This is a genomic window from Candidatus Poriferisocius sp., from assembly GCF_965204145.1.
Lineage (GTDB): Bacteria > Actinomycetota > Acidimicrobiia > Acidimicrobiales > Bin134 > Poriferisocius.
Genome location: NZ_OZ241977.1, coordinates 65,084 through 80,415 on the forward strand (window position 1 = coordinate 65,084; position 15,332 = coordinate 80,415).

Annotated in this window: 6 protein-coding genes; all 6 read left to right on the plus strand. The window is 64.3% G+C overall.

The features are described 5' to 3' along the window. The first annotated feature begins 26 nt into the window (after positions 1–26). A complete protein-coding gene (locus ACOGI7_RS00270) occupies positions 27–1,784 on the plus strand; it encodes a uracil-xanthine permease family protein (RefSeq protein ID WP_419849928.1) in 1,758 nt (585 codons plus the stop codon). A gap of 19 nt (positions 1,785–1,803) precedes the next feature. Beyond that, positions 1,804–11,403 (plus strand): SDR family NAD(P)-dependent oxidoreductase, encoded by a 9,600-nt coding sequence (locus ACOGI7_RS00275; protein WP_419849929.1) that lies wholly within the window; start codon positions 1,804–1,806, stop codon positions 11,401–11,403. A 60-nt stretch (positions 11,404–11,463) separates the two neighbouring features. Continuing rightward, positions 11,464–11,706: a phosphopantetheine-binding protein gene (locus tag ACOGI7_RS00280; RefSeq protein ID WP_419849930.1), complete on the plus strand. Its 243-nt coding sequence runs from the start codon at positions 11,464–11,466 to the stop codon at positions 11,704–11,706. Next, complete coding sequence (locus ACOGI7_RS00285) at positions 11,703–12,413, plus strand: 4'-phosphopantetheinyl transferase family protein (protein ID WP_419849931.1); 711 nt, start codon at positions 11,703–11,705, stop codon at positions 12,411–12,413. The genes ACOGI7_RS00280 and ACOGI7_RS00285 overlap by 4 nt, the downstream gene beginning before the upstream one ends. A 56-nt stretch (positions 12,414–12,469) precedes the next feature. Then, positions 12,470–13,315, plus strand: a complete 846-nt coding sequence (locus tag ACOGI7_RS00290) for an alpha/beta fold hydrolase (protein ID WP_419849932.1) — start codon at positions 12,470–12,472, stop codon at positions 13,313–13,315. Between the two features lie 108 nt (positions 13,316–13,423). After that, the gene (locus ACOGI7_RS00295) at positions 13,424–15,307 is read left to right on the plus strand and encodes an ABC transporter substrate-binding protein (RefSeq protein ID WP_419849933.1); all 1,884 of its coding nucleotides are present in this window, start codon (positions 13,424–13,426) and stop codon (positions 15,305–15,307) included. Positions 15,308–15,332 lie beyond the last annotated feature (25 nt).

A 15,332-nucleotide genomic window follows, 5' to 3' on the forward strand; every position in this document is an offset into this window, starting at 1 on the left:
CACGCGGCTACCGGGACGCAGCGGCTGTGAGCGACGCCATTCGATACGAGGCGGACGAGCGCTGTCCGACCGGTGTTGCTGCCGTCGCGGGTCTGCAAGGCGTGGTGCTGGCACTGGCACCGATTGTGTCGATCGTGGTCGTTACCGCCCGAGCGGGGGGCCAAGACGCCGGATATTTCTCCTGGGCGCTGTTCGCGGCCATGATCATCGCCGGGGTGCTGACCGCGGTGCAGGCCAGTCGGTTCCGGCGGTTCGGCGCCGGCCACATCTTGATCATGGGCCCGACCCCGAACTTCGTGGCCATATCGGTGTTGGCGCTGGCCGAGGGCGGCCCGAAGTTGCTGGCCAGCCTCACGGTGGTGGCCTCACTGTTCTACCTCGTTCTGGCCTTTTGGCTGCCGTTCTTGCGCCGGGTCATCACACCGGTGGTCACCGGAACGGTCCTGATGCTGATCGCGGCCACTGTCTTGCCGGTGGTCCTCGACCGCCTCCAAGACGTCCCGGCTGACGCACCCGAGGCTGCGGGACCGACCATCGCCTTGGTCACGCTGTTGGCCTTCACCCTGCTGTTTTTGCGGGCGTCGGGAGCATGGCGATTGTGGTCGCCGCTCATTGGGATCGTCACCGGGAGCGTGGTGGCCGTGCTGTTCGGCGTCTATGAAGTCACCTCGGTGGGCGACGCGGCCTGGGTTGGTATTCCCGACTCGGGCGGGTTCCCCGGATTCGACCTCACCCCAGGGGCGAGCTTCTGGTCGCTTCTGCCCGCGTTCGTGGTGGTAACGCTGGCGGGCGGAGTCAAGAATGTCAGCGACAGCGTGGCCATCCAACAGTCCTCCTTGCGTCATCCTCAAGTTCCCGATTTTCGGCTGGTCCAGGGCTCGCTCAACACCAACGGACTGGGCATCTTGTCAGCGGGCATCTTCGGGATACCGCCTACTTCTGTGTACTCGGGGACCAGCGTGTCGCTCATCAGCTTCACCGGGGTGGCGGCTCGCCGCATCGGCTTTGTCATCGGCGGCACTCTGCTTGCACTGGCCTTCTTGCCCAAGCTGACCGCGTTCTTGCTCACCCTTCCGAGCCCAGTTGTGGCCGCCTACTTGCTGGTGACCATTGCGCTGCTCTTTGTGGGGGGCATCCGCACGGTTGTGCAGGACGGGCTCGACTCCCAAAAGGCCATGGTGGTGGGCGTGGCGTTCTCGCTGGGCGTGGGACTCGACAACCAGACCATCTTCACCGACCTGCTCGGCCACAAATGGGGTCTGCTGTTCGACAGCGGCATACTGATCGGGGCATTCGCCGCGGTGGCGTTGGTCGTGTTCTTGGACATGACCAGCCCGCAGCGGCGCAGCCGCCTGGAGGTCGAGCTCAGCGTCTCGTCGCTGCCCGAGATCGATCGCTTCCTTCAGGGCCTTGCTGCGGCGAACAGTTGGAACGAGGCCTCCGCCCAGCGGCTGCGCTCCGCCGGGGAGGAGGCCCTGCTGAGCCTGGTGCAGGCCGACGAGGCTGGCGAGGAGATGTTGGAGGAGTCCGACGAGTCCACCGATGCGGTAGCCCGATTGATCATCCAGGCCCGCCCCGAACCCGGCATGGTTGAGATGGAGTTTCTGGCGGTGTTCGACGAGGAGAATCTTGAGGATCGGTTGGCGTGTTTGAACGAAGAGTCTGAGGGAGCCCATGAGGGGGAGGTGTCGCTTCGCCTGCTTCGCCACTACGCATCGTCCGTCCACCATCAGAAATACCACGGTTTGGATATCGTTACGGTGCAGGTCAGAAGCTCTGGCTAGCCTCGAATTAGGGGGACACATGCACTCTCGAACAGGGGAATCAATCGCCGTTGTCGGGATGGCCTGCCGGTTTCCCGGTGCTAGCAACCTGTCGGAGTTCTGGCGCCTGCTGGAAGAGGGCAAGAACACAGTTACCGAGGGGGTTCCCGGTTCGGGAGAGGGGCGAATCGGAGAGATTTTCCCAGATGCCGTTGTCGACAACGATGCCCTTCGCTTCGGCGGATTGATGGACAACATCGACCAGTTCGACGCCCCGTTCTTCCGCATTTCGCCGATCGAGGCTCAGCTGCTCGATCCTCAGCAGCGGCTGATGCTGGAGACGAGTTGGCAGGCCCTGGAAGACGCGGGGATCGACCATGAGCGGCTCCGGGGCAGCCGCACCGGGGTGTATGCCGGGATCAGCAACAACGACTACCGCGCATTGATAAAAACAGACGCCTTCACGGCCGATGCCGCGCTCAGCCTGTACTCGGTGAGCGGTAGCTCATTCAACACCGCCATTGGGCGAGTTGCCTTCGCGCTGGGGCTGCAAGGTCCGGCGCTCGCGGTGGACACCGCCTGCTCATCATCGCTGGCCGCGGTCCATCAGGCTGTTTCCGGGCTTCAGAGGGGAGAAGCCGATCTCGCCCTCGCGGGCGGGGTACACGTCATACTGTGGGGCTACTTGTTCCAATTGCGGGGCAATGCCGGGATGCTGGCCCCCGATGGAAAGTGCAAGGCATTCGACGCCTCTGCCAATGGGTTTGTGCGAGGCGAAGGCTGCGGCATCCTCGTGCTCAAGAGGCTTAGCGAAGCGGAAGCCGACGGCGACCGGATTTGGGGCGTAATTCGGGGGTCTGCGCTGAACCAAGATGGCGCTTCCACAGGGCTGACCGTGCCCAACGGAGAGGCCCAAGAGCGGGTGATCGCCGAAGCGCTGGCCCGAGCCGGGATTGCGGCATCACAGGTGGACTACCTCGAGGCGCACGGGACTGGGACGCCGGTGGGCGATCCCATAGAGCTGGGGGCCATCGCTGCCGCCTACTGCGAAGATCGCGACCCCGATCAACCGCTGCTCGTGGGATCCGCGAAGACCAACCTCGGCCATCCGGAGACGGCTGCGGGAGCAGCTGGCTTGATAAAGACGATGCTGGCGATGAATCAGGGTGTGATTCCCAAGCACCTGCACTTTGAAAATCCGACCCCGGCCATCGACTGGGACCAGGTGCCGCTAAAGGTGACGTCAGAGCCCACACCATGGCCGCGCCACTCCGGCCGAACGCCCATCGCTGGGGTGAGCGCATTCGGCTGGTCGGGTACCAACGCCCACGTCATTCTGGAGGCCTATGAGCCTCTGGCAAGCGAACCTGCTCAGCTCGGCGAGGAGCGGTGGCCGAGAGGTGTTCCTCTGGCCATTGCCGTGGCATCGGCTGACGAAACGGCGGCAATGTTGGAGGTCGGGGCCACCACAACTCGTCCGGCGAGACTGCTGCCCCTGTCGGCGAAGTCGGACCAGGCCCTGAGAGATCTGGCCCGGGGTTATCTGACGTGGCTTGACGGCAGTCTTGGGCCCCCAGACGACGAACTGCTCGCCGACATGGCTTGGACCGCCGGGGTGGGTCGCAGCCATCACTCCCATCGGGCCGGGGTGGCGTTCAAAGACGCCGAGTCGTTGCGAGAGAAGCTCGATGCGCTGGTGGGTGCCGAAGACGAGGTACCGGGATCGCGTGCCGACTTGAAGGTGGCCTTTGCCTTCACCGGACTGGGCAGCCAGTGGGTTGGGATGGGGAAATCGCTCTACCAGAGCGAACCGGTGGTGCGAATGGTGCTGGATCGCTGCGAGGAGGTCTTCCGCGATGAGTGCGGGACCTCGCTCTTGGACGTGATGTTCGGCATGCCCGACGCCGATGGCGATCTGAATGATCCGACGTGGACGCAACCCGCCATCTACGCCATGGAGTGTGCGCTGACCGCATTGTGGACGAGATTGGGGGTGCGGCCCGACTTGGTGGTGGGGCACAGTCTGGGCGAGATCGCGGCGGCCCACACCGCGGGGGTGCTCAGCCTGGAGGATGGCCTTCGATTCGCTATTGGCCGAGGCAAGCTCACGGCTGAGTTGCCCGAGCCTGGTGCGATGGCCGCGGTGTTTACCGCCAAATCCGACGTGGCGGCCGCGGTGGAGGAGCAGTGCGCGGCGTCGGGCGACCCGCGGATGTCCATTGCCGCCGACAACGGGACTCATGTGATGGTGAGCGGACCGGTCGACGACGTCGAGGCGGTGCTGCGGCGCTTCGAGGCCGATGAGGTCAGGGTTCGGCGATTGGAGAAGAGCGCCGGGTATCACAGCGCCATGGTGGAGCCCATTTTGGACGGTGTGGAGGCGCTGGTCTCCGGTTCCTCGGTGTCCCCGCCGTCGATCACGCTGATAAGCAGCATGACCGGCCAAGTGCTGGATCCCGACCAAGCGATGGACGGGACGTATTGGCGTCGGCTGGCCCGCCAACCGGTGGAGTATCGCAAGTGTGTTGAGACCTTGGCCGATATGGGAGTGGACGTGGTGCTCGAAGTCGGTCCGGGGGCGGTACTCGGCCCCATGACGGTTCTTTCCTGGCCGGACCAGGCTGGCGGCATCGAACCGGTGGTGGTGTCGAGCATGAAGCGGCCCTCGTCTCGAACGCCCGACCCCGTGGACGGCTGCGGGTTCCTCGACGCGGTGGCGGGGTTGTACCAGGCCGGAGTCGACATCTCCTTCGAGGGCCAATTCGAAGGGGAGACCCGACGCCGCATCTCGATTCCGAGCTACCCGTTCCAGCGTCAGCGCCACTGGGTCGAGACGCCCAAGCAGCGTCGATCCAGCGCGGGGCACCCGCTGCTCGGCGTTTGCCACGAATCCCCCCGAGGCGAGCTTCAATTTGAGACGGAAATGGATTCTTCCGATCCGCAATGGCTGAATGAACACCGGGTTTACGGTCAGGTGGTCACGCCGGGTGCGCTGTACGGAACGATGGCGGTTTCCGCGCTGGTGGCCAATGGGAATGGCCGGCCATCCTCATCGAGGGGCCGCAGCTTCGTGATCGATGATCTCCAACTGCTCAGCCCGATGGTCTTTTCCGGGTCGGACTCAGATGACGGGGCGGTGTCCGAAGGCCGCCAAGTGCAGTTTGTGCTGGACGAGGCCGAACCCAAGGTGCCCACTCGATTCGAGATCTACAGCCGGGGTCCCGGTGAAGACGGGTGGACGCTGCACGCCGAGGGGTTGGCCCATTCGGAAGCCGGGCGGCCTGAGACGGCCGATAGCGTCGACTTGGAAGGCCTGAAGGCCGGATTGGAGCCTAAGAACGTCTCGGAGTTCTACCGCTCCCGGCTGAGCACAGGGGTAGAGCTCGGCACTCCGTTCCGCACCCTTCGGGCGCTTTGGTCCTCGGAAGGCGAAGCGCTAGGCGAATTGTCACTGCCTGAGTCCATTGATGCAGGCGGCATCGAAGCACATCCGCTGCTTCTAGACGGTTGCTTCCAGGTCATGGCTGAGGCCCGCAGTGGGGCTGGCGTAGAAGACGGCGTGGCCTATATGCCCTTCGCATTGGAGCGGCTGTGGTTGAGCGGTCCTCTGCCCGACCAATTCGTTTGTCATGCTCGTTTGAGGGAAGCCGCAGAGCCGGCAGCAGGGACCCCAGAAGTTTTGACTGGAGATCTGGTGTTCTACGACCAACGCGGCACTGTGCTTGGCGGGCTGGACGGCTACACGGTGAAGCGGGCCACCCGGGCCGCGCTGTTATCGGCGGCCGGGAGCTTGGACGATCTTCTCTATGAGGTTGTCTGGCGAGATCGCCCCCTCGCCTCCGGGATTCTGCCGGCGGATTTCCTGCCTGCTCCCAGCACCATTGCCGCGGGCTCAGAGTCGTTCTCCCAGTATCTGGCGGCAGAAGGGGTTGAGGCCGAAAGCCGGGTCGGATTGCTGTCCGACCTCGAACTGCTGGCGTGGTCTTTCGCCCGTCTGGCCCTGGACCGGCTGGGGTGGGTACGCACCGCAGGTGAAACGGTGGTGCCCGATGACCTGAGGGAGCAGTTGGGGGTTGCCCCGGAGCACGGGCGTTTGTTCCGCCGGATGCTCGAGATGATGGCCAAAGCCGGCGTGCTGGAGGAGGCCGGGGATGAGTTCACCGTGTTGGTTGCCTCCGATGACCCCCTGCCCGAACTGGTGGACAGTGATCCGGTGGCGCGGGCCGATTGGATGGAGGGCCAATACCCCCACGGAGCCGTGGAGATCGGCCTGTTCCGGCGAACTGGCGGGGCCCTGGCCGATGTGTTGGTTGGCGATGCCGATCCGCTGACGCTGCTATTCGGCAGCGGCGAGCCGAGCGCCGCCGACATGTACATCAAGGCACCGATGGCTTTGGCTTCAAACAGAATGCTCGGCGACGCGGTGGCGGCGCTGCTGGCCGAATTGCCGGAGGGCCGGAGACTGCGGGTGCTGGAGGTAGGAGCAGGCACCGGGTCGGCAACTGCGTCGGTGCTGCCCGAGCTCCCCGCCGAGCGCTTCGACTACACCTACACCGATATTTCGGCTGGTTTCTTCGCCGAGGCTGAGAGACGCTTCGGCGGAGCAGAGGCGTCGATCGACTACCGGGTGCTGGACATCGAAATCGACCCCGTGGAGCAGGGCTTCGACCCCCACGGCTACGACCTGGTGATCGCGGCCAACGTGCTGCACGCCACCCAGTTCCTGGATGAGACGCTGGGCAATTGCCAGCGGCTGCTGGCACCGTCGGGCTATCTGGTGGCATTGGAGGTCCTCCGCGGCCTGGGCTGGCTAGACCTCTCTTTCGGAACGCTGGACGGCTGGTGGCGGTTTGCCGACCACTATCGCTCCCATCACGCCCTGACCAGCCCCGACGTGTGGCTCCGGGCGCTGGAAGACTCGGGCTTCCCGGCGGCAGAAGTCTTAGGCGTAGACCCGCCTGACACCGGGCGACAGGCCGATCGCGGGGTGATCGTGGCCCAGGGACCGGCAGAGGTGAGCGAGCAGCCCGGCGTATGGATTCTGGCATCGGATTCTGGTGGTTCAGCCGAGACCCTGGCGCAGGAGTTGGAGTCCCGGAATCAGACGGTGGTGATGGTTGGCAATGGCACCTCCAGCGGTGACCAGCCCGTGCTGGATGAGCCCGGAATCAACCGGGTTTCCCTGGCTATGAGCCAACGGGAGTCGTGGCGGTCGATCTTCGAAGGTCTTTCCCCGGATACCGCACTCCGTGGCGTTGTCCACATGGTTTCGCTGGACAGCCGGGGGTCGCAGGTGGCCATCGAGCAGCTCGCCGAGGACGCAGCTCAGGCTGGCAAGAGCGCGTTGGCCCTGTTGCAGGGTATGGGTGATGCCGACGCCGCCCCGACAGACGGGGTTTGGCTGGTGACCCAGGGGGCCCAAGTGCTGGAGCACGAGCAGGCCGAGGGCATCGCGGGGTCCATCCTTTGGGGACTCGGGAAAGTGGTGGCCCGCGAAGCGCCTCACTTCAACCCGAAGATGATCGATTTGGATCCCGACCGTCCGATGCCGCTGTCGGACTTGGCTAATGAGCTGCTCTATCCCGACGCGGAGACCCAGATCGCCTACCGCATGGGACTGCGCCAGACGGCTCGGCTGGCCCGGGCCGGGGTTGCGTCGGGTCGCCCGAATCTGCCCGATCCCGCGGGAGAAGTGAGCTGGTTGCTGGCGGCTGACGCTAGCGGCGACCTGGAAGGGGTCAGGCCAGAGCCTCACCCGCCGGTGGAGTTGGGAGAGCGGGAAGTACGAGTAGCGGTGGAAGCCGCCGGGCTCAACTTCTTGGACATGTTCCGCTCTCTGGGCGTCATCGGCGAGGGCTCGCTGGGCGAGGAGTTCTGCGGCCGGGTGGTCGAGTTAGGCGCCGAGGTGTCCACCGTTTCGGTGGGCGACCGAGTGGTGGGACTGGGGTTCGGCACGCTGGGCTCCGAAGCGGTCACCACTGAGGAGTTGGTGGTGCCGGCCCCCTCGGGTGTTGCGCCCGCGGCGCTGGCCACGTTGCCCACCGTTTTTGCATCGGCCTTGCTCTCATTCGATCTGGCCGGGCTGAAAGCGGGCGAGCGGGTTCTGATCCACGCCGGGACAGGGGGCGTGGGGTTGGCCGCGGTTCAGTTGGCCCAGGCCACAGGGGCTGAGGTTTTCGCCACCACCAGTGCTCCGAAGCAGGCGTTTCTGCGGTCGCTGGGCGTGAAGCACGTGTTCGACAGCCGCCAGACCAAGTTCGGCGAGGAGATTCTAGAAGCCACCAGGGGCGAGGGAGTCCACGTGGTGCTCAACAGCCTCACCGGCCCGGGCTTCATCGACGCCAGCCTGTCCTGCTTGGCCCGAGACGGCCGTTTTGTGGAGCTCGCCCGGGTGGACATTCTCAGCGAAGAGGAGATGGCCGCGGCCCGGCCCGACGTGGGCTACTGGATCTTGGAGCTGGACACTCTCAAACAAGAGACCCCGGCGGTGCCCGGAGACGCCCTCCGGCGGGTGGTGGACCAGGTGGCGGCGGGCGAACTGGCGCCCTTGGTACACACCCGTTGGTCGCTGGCCGAAGCGGGCACAGCGATGAAGTACATGCAGGCGGCTCGCCACATCGGCAAGCTCGTCCTCGCCGGTTCCCCCATTGAAACCGGGCAGTTGAGAGACGACCGGACCTACCTGGTGACCGGGGGCATGGGGGGCATCGGATGTGCGGTGGCCGGCTGGCTGGCCGAGCGAGGCGCAGGAGCCATCGTATTGAACGGGCGACGGCCCCCTGATCCCGAAGCAGAGGAGACAATCAACGGTCTCCGTCAGCAGGGAGTGACGGTGGAGGTCGAGCTGGCTGATGTGACCGACCCGTCGGCCATCGACCAGATGCTGGCCCGGATCGACGCCAACCTGCCGCCGCTGGGAGGCGTGATCCACAGCGTGGGCGTGCTGTCCGACGGGGTGCTCGCCAACCAGACTTGGGAGAAATTCGAAGAGGTGCTGGGGCCGAAGATGCTGGGCGCCTGGCATCTCCATCGGGCCACCGAAGACCGCGACCTGGACATGTTCGTCTTGTTCTCCAGTGTCGCCGGTGTCTTGGGCAATTCGGGGCAGTCGAACCACTCCGCGGCCAATGCGTTCTTGGACCAGCTTGCCGCCCATCGCCGTTCGCTGGGTCTGCCCGGCCAGTCGATCGCCTGGGGGGCGTGGTCGGGATTGGGCGAGGCCGAGGAGCAACGGGAGCGGATCGCCGGGCAACTCGAAGCTGCGGGCACAGTGTGGATGACCCCTGAACAGGGGTTGAGGGCGTTCGACCATCTGGTGCGCCAGGACATGACCATGGCCATGGCGGCGGCGGTCGACTGGCAAGCGATTTCCGAAGGCCCCGAGGCCCGGTCGCTCTTCTTGGAAGAACTGCTGTCGGCGGACGCCTCTGGCGATACTCAGGAATCGTCGGTCGATCTGCTGGACGCCCTCAGGAATGCCGCTGCCGCGGAGCGCGACCAGATGCTGATCGCACACCTGCAACGAGAGCTGCAAGCCGTGATGCGGTTGCCCGACCTGCCGGACGATTCGGCCGTGTTCGCCGACCTGGGGATGGACTCGCTGATGGTGGTGGAGCTGCGGAACCGGCTGAACCGGGCATTCGCCGGCGAGTACACCGTGTCCAACACGGCAATATTCGACTATCCGAACATCACGGGACTGGCCCAGCACCTGTCCCAGGAGTTCGGACAGGCCGGCGAAGCCGTCGAATCCCGAGAAGCCGTGCAACCAGCTCTGCCCCGGCCTGTCCGCCTGGAGGAAGAGGGGGTCGCCATTGTCGGTATGGCTTGTCGGCTTCCCGGTGCTGAGGATCTATCGGCCTATTGGCGCCTTCTGGAGGCCGGCGAGAACACGGTGACCGACGGGCGCCAGGACGGTGGTCCGTGGGAGGGAGTCCTCGGAGATCCAGCGGCCACCGATGCCATCTACCGAAAGGGTTCGTACATCGAGGGCCTCGACCGCTTTGATCCCCTGTTCTTCCGGATTTCGCCGAAGGAGGCATGGTCGATCGACCCGCTCCAGAGGATGTTGCTGGAGACCAGCTGGCAGGCGGTTGAGGATGCGGCCATCGATCCCGACCGCCTGAAGGCAAGCCGCGGCGGTCTGTATGTCGGGATCGGTGTCAGCGAATACCGGAGTGTCATCGAGAAACGAGGCCGAACCGGAGGACACCTCAACACCGCGGGAAGCTTGACTGTCGGGCGAGTGGCATTCTCGCTGGGCCTGGAAGGACCGGCGGTGCCGTTTGACTTGGCCTGCACATCGTCGCTGGTTGCCGTGCATCAAGCGGTAGAGGCCCTTCGGCGAGGGGAGATAGACGTCGCCTTGGCCGGGGGCGCAAATGTGGTCTTGTCGACTGCGGTCACCAACGCCCTGGTTGAGGCGGACATCTTGTCATTGCAAGGGCAGTGCAAGTCGTTCGACGCGTCGGCCGACGGCTATGTGCGGGGCGAGGGGTGCGGCGTTTTGGTGCTGAAGCGGCTCAGCGATGCCGAGGCAGACGGAGACCGAATTTGGGGTGTCGTCCGGGGGTCGGCAGTGAATCAGACCGGGGCCGGTCTGGCCGTCACCGTTCCCAGTGGGCGGGCCCAGGAGCGGGTCATGGTCGAAGCACTGGCCCGGGCTGGCGTCGCCCCTGATGAGGTTGACTATGTCGAGGCCCACGGCGTGGGCACGGAAGTAGGCGATTCAGTGGAGGCGAGCGCGATCGCCTCTGTCTACGGCCCAGGGCGCGAGAAAGACCGCCCGGTATGGATCGGTTCGGTGAAAACCAACATCGGGCACCTTGAAGGCGCCGCAGGCATGGCCGGCCTGATCAAGGTTGTGCTGGGGATGAGGCATGGGATGGTTCCGAGGCACCTGAACTTCAGCGAACCGAGTCCCGAGATCGCATGGGAGAGGATGCCGCTGAGGGTTGCCACCGATGCGATTGAATGGCCCGGAGACCCAAGTCGCCAGGCTTTGGCCGCGGTGAACTCATTCGGTATCTCCGGGGCCAACTCCCACGTGGTGGTGGAGGGGTACGAAACCACTGCTGACGATCCCGATGGAGTCAGCCCGCCGTGGCAGCCGATGGGGTCACCGCAAGCCGTGGCCGCCGAGGAATCGCCGTTCGGTGAGGGAGCAGAGCCGCCCGAAAGACGGCTGTTGCCGTTGTCGGCCAAGACTCCGGAGGCGTTGAGAGAGCTTGCCCAGCGGTATCTTTCCTGGCTCGACGAGCACGCTGAGGAGCTTTCGGCCGCCGGCGCCGCAACCGATCCGCTGCTCTCCGACATGGCATGGACGGCCAGCATCGGGCGAAGCCACTTCTCACACCGGGCTGGATTGGTGTTCAGCGATGCGGAGTCGCTCCGCCAGCAACTCAGCGCGCTCCTTGAGATCGACGATCTACAAGCTCAGAGCGGTGCGTCGGTGCCAGTGAACGGCGATGATCCGCTTGCGGTCGTTGCGGCGGAGTATGCCGATGGACAGGCGATTCGATTTGAAAGCCTGTTCCAAGGCGAGGCGCGTCGCCGGATCTCGCTGCCCGACTACCCGTTCCAGCGGCGGCGCTTTTGGGTAGAAGCGCCGCGACAGTCCGAGGGTTCCGAGGACGATTGACAAAGACCTGCCCCTTGCTACACTTTTCCCGCTTTCAATTTGTCGCAAAGGAGCAGGTCAATGTCTTCGACTGAAGAGCGGATCAGGGCCATCGTCGACCAGACGCTGGAAATTGATGGGCGAGAAGCAGGTCAGCCTCTGGACCTGTCTCGCAACGTTGCCGATGCAGGTGTCGCTTCTTCCGACATCGTGGCGTTTTGGCAAATGGTCAACCAGGAGTTCGGCACCGACATCTCCGCTGAGGAGTTCGCCGAGCTCTTGACGCCTCAAGATCTCATCAACCATCTCGAATCCTCTGGTTGATCACCGACGCAGATAGCTGGTGGCACCGGTTCAAGAGCATCGGTGCTATTGCCGTTTTCCACGTCGACCTGATCCCCGATCAGGGGCGCGAAGCCGAGGCTTTTGAGTGGCTTGACGAGGAAGAGCGCTCGCGCTGGGAGCGCTTTCAATCCCCAACCGCTCAACGGCGGTATGTGCTGTGCCGCGCCGCGCTCCGTGCCATTCTTTGCCGCCAAATCGGTTGTCCCAACGAGTCGTTGGCGTTTGAAGCCGCCAAGCACGGTAAGCCTTTTGCCCTGGTCAACGGCCTGCCCGCCTCCGTCAGCTTCAATGTGAGCCACAGCGGCAGCCACGGGCTGATTGCTGTGGCGCCCAGGGGTCGCCTAGGGGTGGATGTTGAGGAGCGGGAGCCTCGCCGAAATCTTGAGAACCTCATCGAAGGCGTGTTCAGCCCCCGAGAAAAGGCTGAGTTGGAATCGCTTGACGGGTTCCAGCAGCTTCATGCGTTCTTTCGCTTCTGGACGATCAAAGAGGCGCTCGTGAAAGCCCACGGCAAGGGCCTTTCCATGAAGGTCGCAGAATTGGAGATCCCCGATGACATGCGCCAGGGGACGGCCAAGAGCGTTGGCCAGTTTGCTCAAATCCCTGGGACGTCCTGGTGCCTGGAAGACATCGGAACACAGGAATTCGCCGCCGCCGTCGCCTATGAAGTAAGCCCGTCATTGTGACGGAGCAAGAATCGGCTTGGAGAGTTCCCGAGCCGCGGTCTGTACACGAAGTGAAGGTGAGCGGCGAGTCGTCGATACTGCTTCGCCGCCATGGCAACCCCGATGGAACTCGGCTGATTCTCAGCCATGGCAACGGCCTGGCCATCGACTTGTACTATCCGTTTTGGTCGCTCCTGACCCAAGACTTCGATCTCATCGTCTACGACATGAGAAACCATGGGTGGAACGCGGTGGGCGACTTGGAAAATCACAGCGTTCCGACTCTCGTCGGCGACCACGACCGCATCCTCGAGGAGATCGACCAGCAATTCGGCCAGAAACCACAGGTTGGCGTATTCCACTCCGTATCATGCCTCACGCCCCTCATTTCTGAATCCAAGGGCAGCGAGTACTCGGCGCTCGTCTTGTTCGACCCGCCCCTGTGCAAGCCGGGCAGGAACTTTCGGGACTTCGAAGAAGCCGCGATCCGCATGGCGAAGTCGGCCCGGCGCCGCACCCATCAGTTCAAGACCAAGGGCGCGTTCACCGAGTTGTTCGAGATATTCCCCACCTACAAGGCGGCGGTGCCCGGGACGGTTGACCTGCTGGCCGACACCATCCTGCGGGAATCCCCCGGTGGGGAGGGTTTCGAGCTGCGATGCCCGCGGGAGTACGAAGCGCAGATCATCGACTACGCCAGCGTCTTCGGCGCGTTCATCGACTTCTCCAAGATCCGCTGTCCCGTCAAGGTGCTCGGAGCCGATCCGACGCTGCCCTATTCGTACTTACCGTCGCTGAACCTCAGCGACATCTCCAGCGTCGACTACGACTTCCTGCCCGACGCAACCCACATGCTCCAGTTAGAGCAGCCCGAAGAATGCGCCGCCGTCATGCGGGAGTTCATCGACTCCGCCCTTCCCTAAAGCCGCGATCCGCCCTGCTTGGGCTATCCCGACGCGAGGTCGGGCGTCTCTGTTGCCCCGGTAGCCCAGGTTTCCTAGAGTGTCGGGACCAAGTTCCACGAGGGGGAAATGCACATGCGTTCATCGCTATTGAAGCTGTTGGCGTTGTTGATGGTCTTCGGCCTAGTGGCCGCGGCCTGCGGCAACGATGACGATGACGGAGTCCAAACTGCTCCAGATGAGCCGGCGCCCGCCGAGCCTGCCGACGACGGCGGCGACGAGCCCGCGCCCGAGCCGGCCGATGACGGCGGCGACGAGCCCGCGCCCGAGCCGGCCGATGACGGCGACGACGACGGCGGCGACATTTCTGCTCCTGTGGAGGAAGACGAAGATGTCGCGCCCGCCGTTCCCGCCGAGGAAGAGCTGGCCGGCGGCTGCGAGGCCACGGTGCCGGGCACCAAGATCAACTACGCGGTGTTCTCGCCCAACTCCAACATGGATCCCACAGCCAGCAGCGGCTCGCTGGTGGGTGGCACCCAGTTGGTGAACGTGTGGGACATCATGATGACCTTCGATCCCGATGCTGGTGTTTACAACCCCCATGTGGCGGAGTCGCTCACTCCCAATGACGACTTCACCGAGTGGACGCTGGTGATCCCCTCGGGCATCACCTACGGCAATGGCGACGAGATGATCGCCCAAGACGTGGTCGACTCCATGCAGCGATTCCTGGAAGGTCGGGGCAACGGTGTCACCAACACGATCGAGGGCTCACTGAGGGTCATCGACTTCGAAACCACCGAAGTGGTGGACGACAACACCATCGTCTTCCACCTCATCCAGCCGTGGACCACTTTCCCACTGGTGCTGGGCGACGAGGCCGGCATGATCGTGAACCCGCGGGTCATTGCCCAGCTTCTGGAGGAAGAGGCGGACAACGCCAGCGAGGAAGCCAGCGCTGAGAGGCTGGTCCGCAACCGGATGGCAGTGTCTCCCGACCTGATCAACGCGGCCAGCTTCGGCCCCTACGAGGTGGTCGAGGTGGAGCCCAGCGTGCGGACCCTGCTTCGGGCCCGGGACGACTACTGGGGTGGCCCGGTGTGCATCGAGGAGATCGAGTTCACCTTCCCAGGCAGCTCCAGGGCCAACTGGGAGGCCTTCCAGGCCGGCGATTTCAACGCTGCCTTCCTGCGCGACCCGACAGTGTTTGCCGATGCCCGCGAGGCTGGCGCCGCGCTGAATACCGAGCTCCAGAACGTGGGCGGACTGTTCCTTCTCAACAACGGTGTGCGGGGTGCCGAGAGGATCGCCCAGGACTTCCGGATTCGACAGGCCGTTCACCACGCCATCGACCGCCAGATCATCAACGACCGGGCCTTTGAGGGCAACGGCATCGTGACCAATGCGTTGGCCCACGAGGGCACGCTGCTCTGGTCTCCAGCAGTGCAGGAGTGCGCTGACAGAGAACCGGCCTACGATCCCGATGCCGCCGCCGCGCTGGTGCAGGAAGTCAAGGATGAGACCGGCTGGGACGGCTCGCTGTTCTTCGTCTATACCGATCAGGATCCTGCTCCGGCCATCGGCCAAGCGGTCGAAGGCTTGCTGGAGCGGGTCGGCTTCGACGTGACCGCTGAGTATGGCGGCATCACCACTGTCCTCATTCCCCGAGTGATCATCCAGGCCGACTACGAGATGGCTGGTTGGGGCAGCAACCAGGATGGGGCCACCTGGATCTCATCGCTGAACCAGAACTTCCACTCGGAGAGCAGGTCCAACCGGATCGGCTTCGGCCACCCGGACATGGATGCCGCGTTGGAGAACCTGTACCGGGCCGCCACTCTGGAAGATCAGCAGGCGGCACTCGCAGATGTGCAGTGCGTGTGGGCTGAGCACCTGCCCAGCGTCATCTGGTCGGTGAACGAAGAGGGCTTGGCGCTCGCTGACAACATCAAGGGCGTGCAGCGCACCATGGCCACCCTCTTCCTGTTCGCCAACGCCTACATGGAGAACTAAGTCAATCTGTTCAAACTGAGTTCTT

Coding starts and splice junctions, on each gene's coding strand:
- ACOGI7_RS00275 (WP_419849929.1), top strand. CDS start 1,804: ATGCACTCTCGAACAGGGGAATCAATCGCCGTTGTCGGGATGGCCTGC.
- ACOGI7_RS00295 (WP_419849933.1), top strand. CDS start 13,424: ATGCACATGCGTTCATCGCTATTGAAGCTGTTGGCGTTGTTGATGGTC.
- ACOGI7_RS00280 (WP_419849930.1), top strand. CDS start 11,464: ATGTCTTCGACTGAAGAGCGGATCAGGGCCATCGTCGACCAGACGCTG.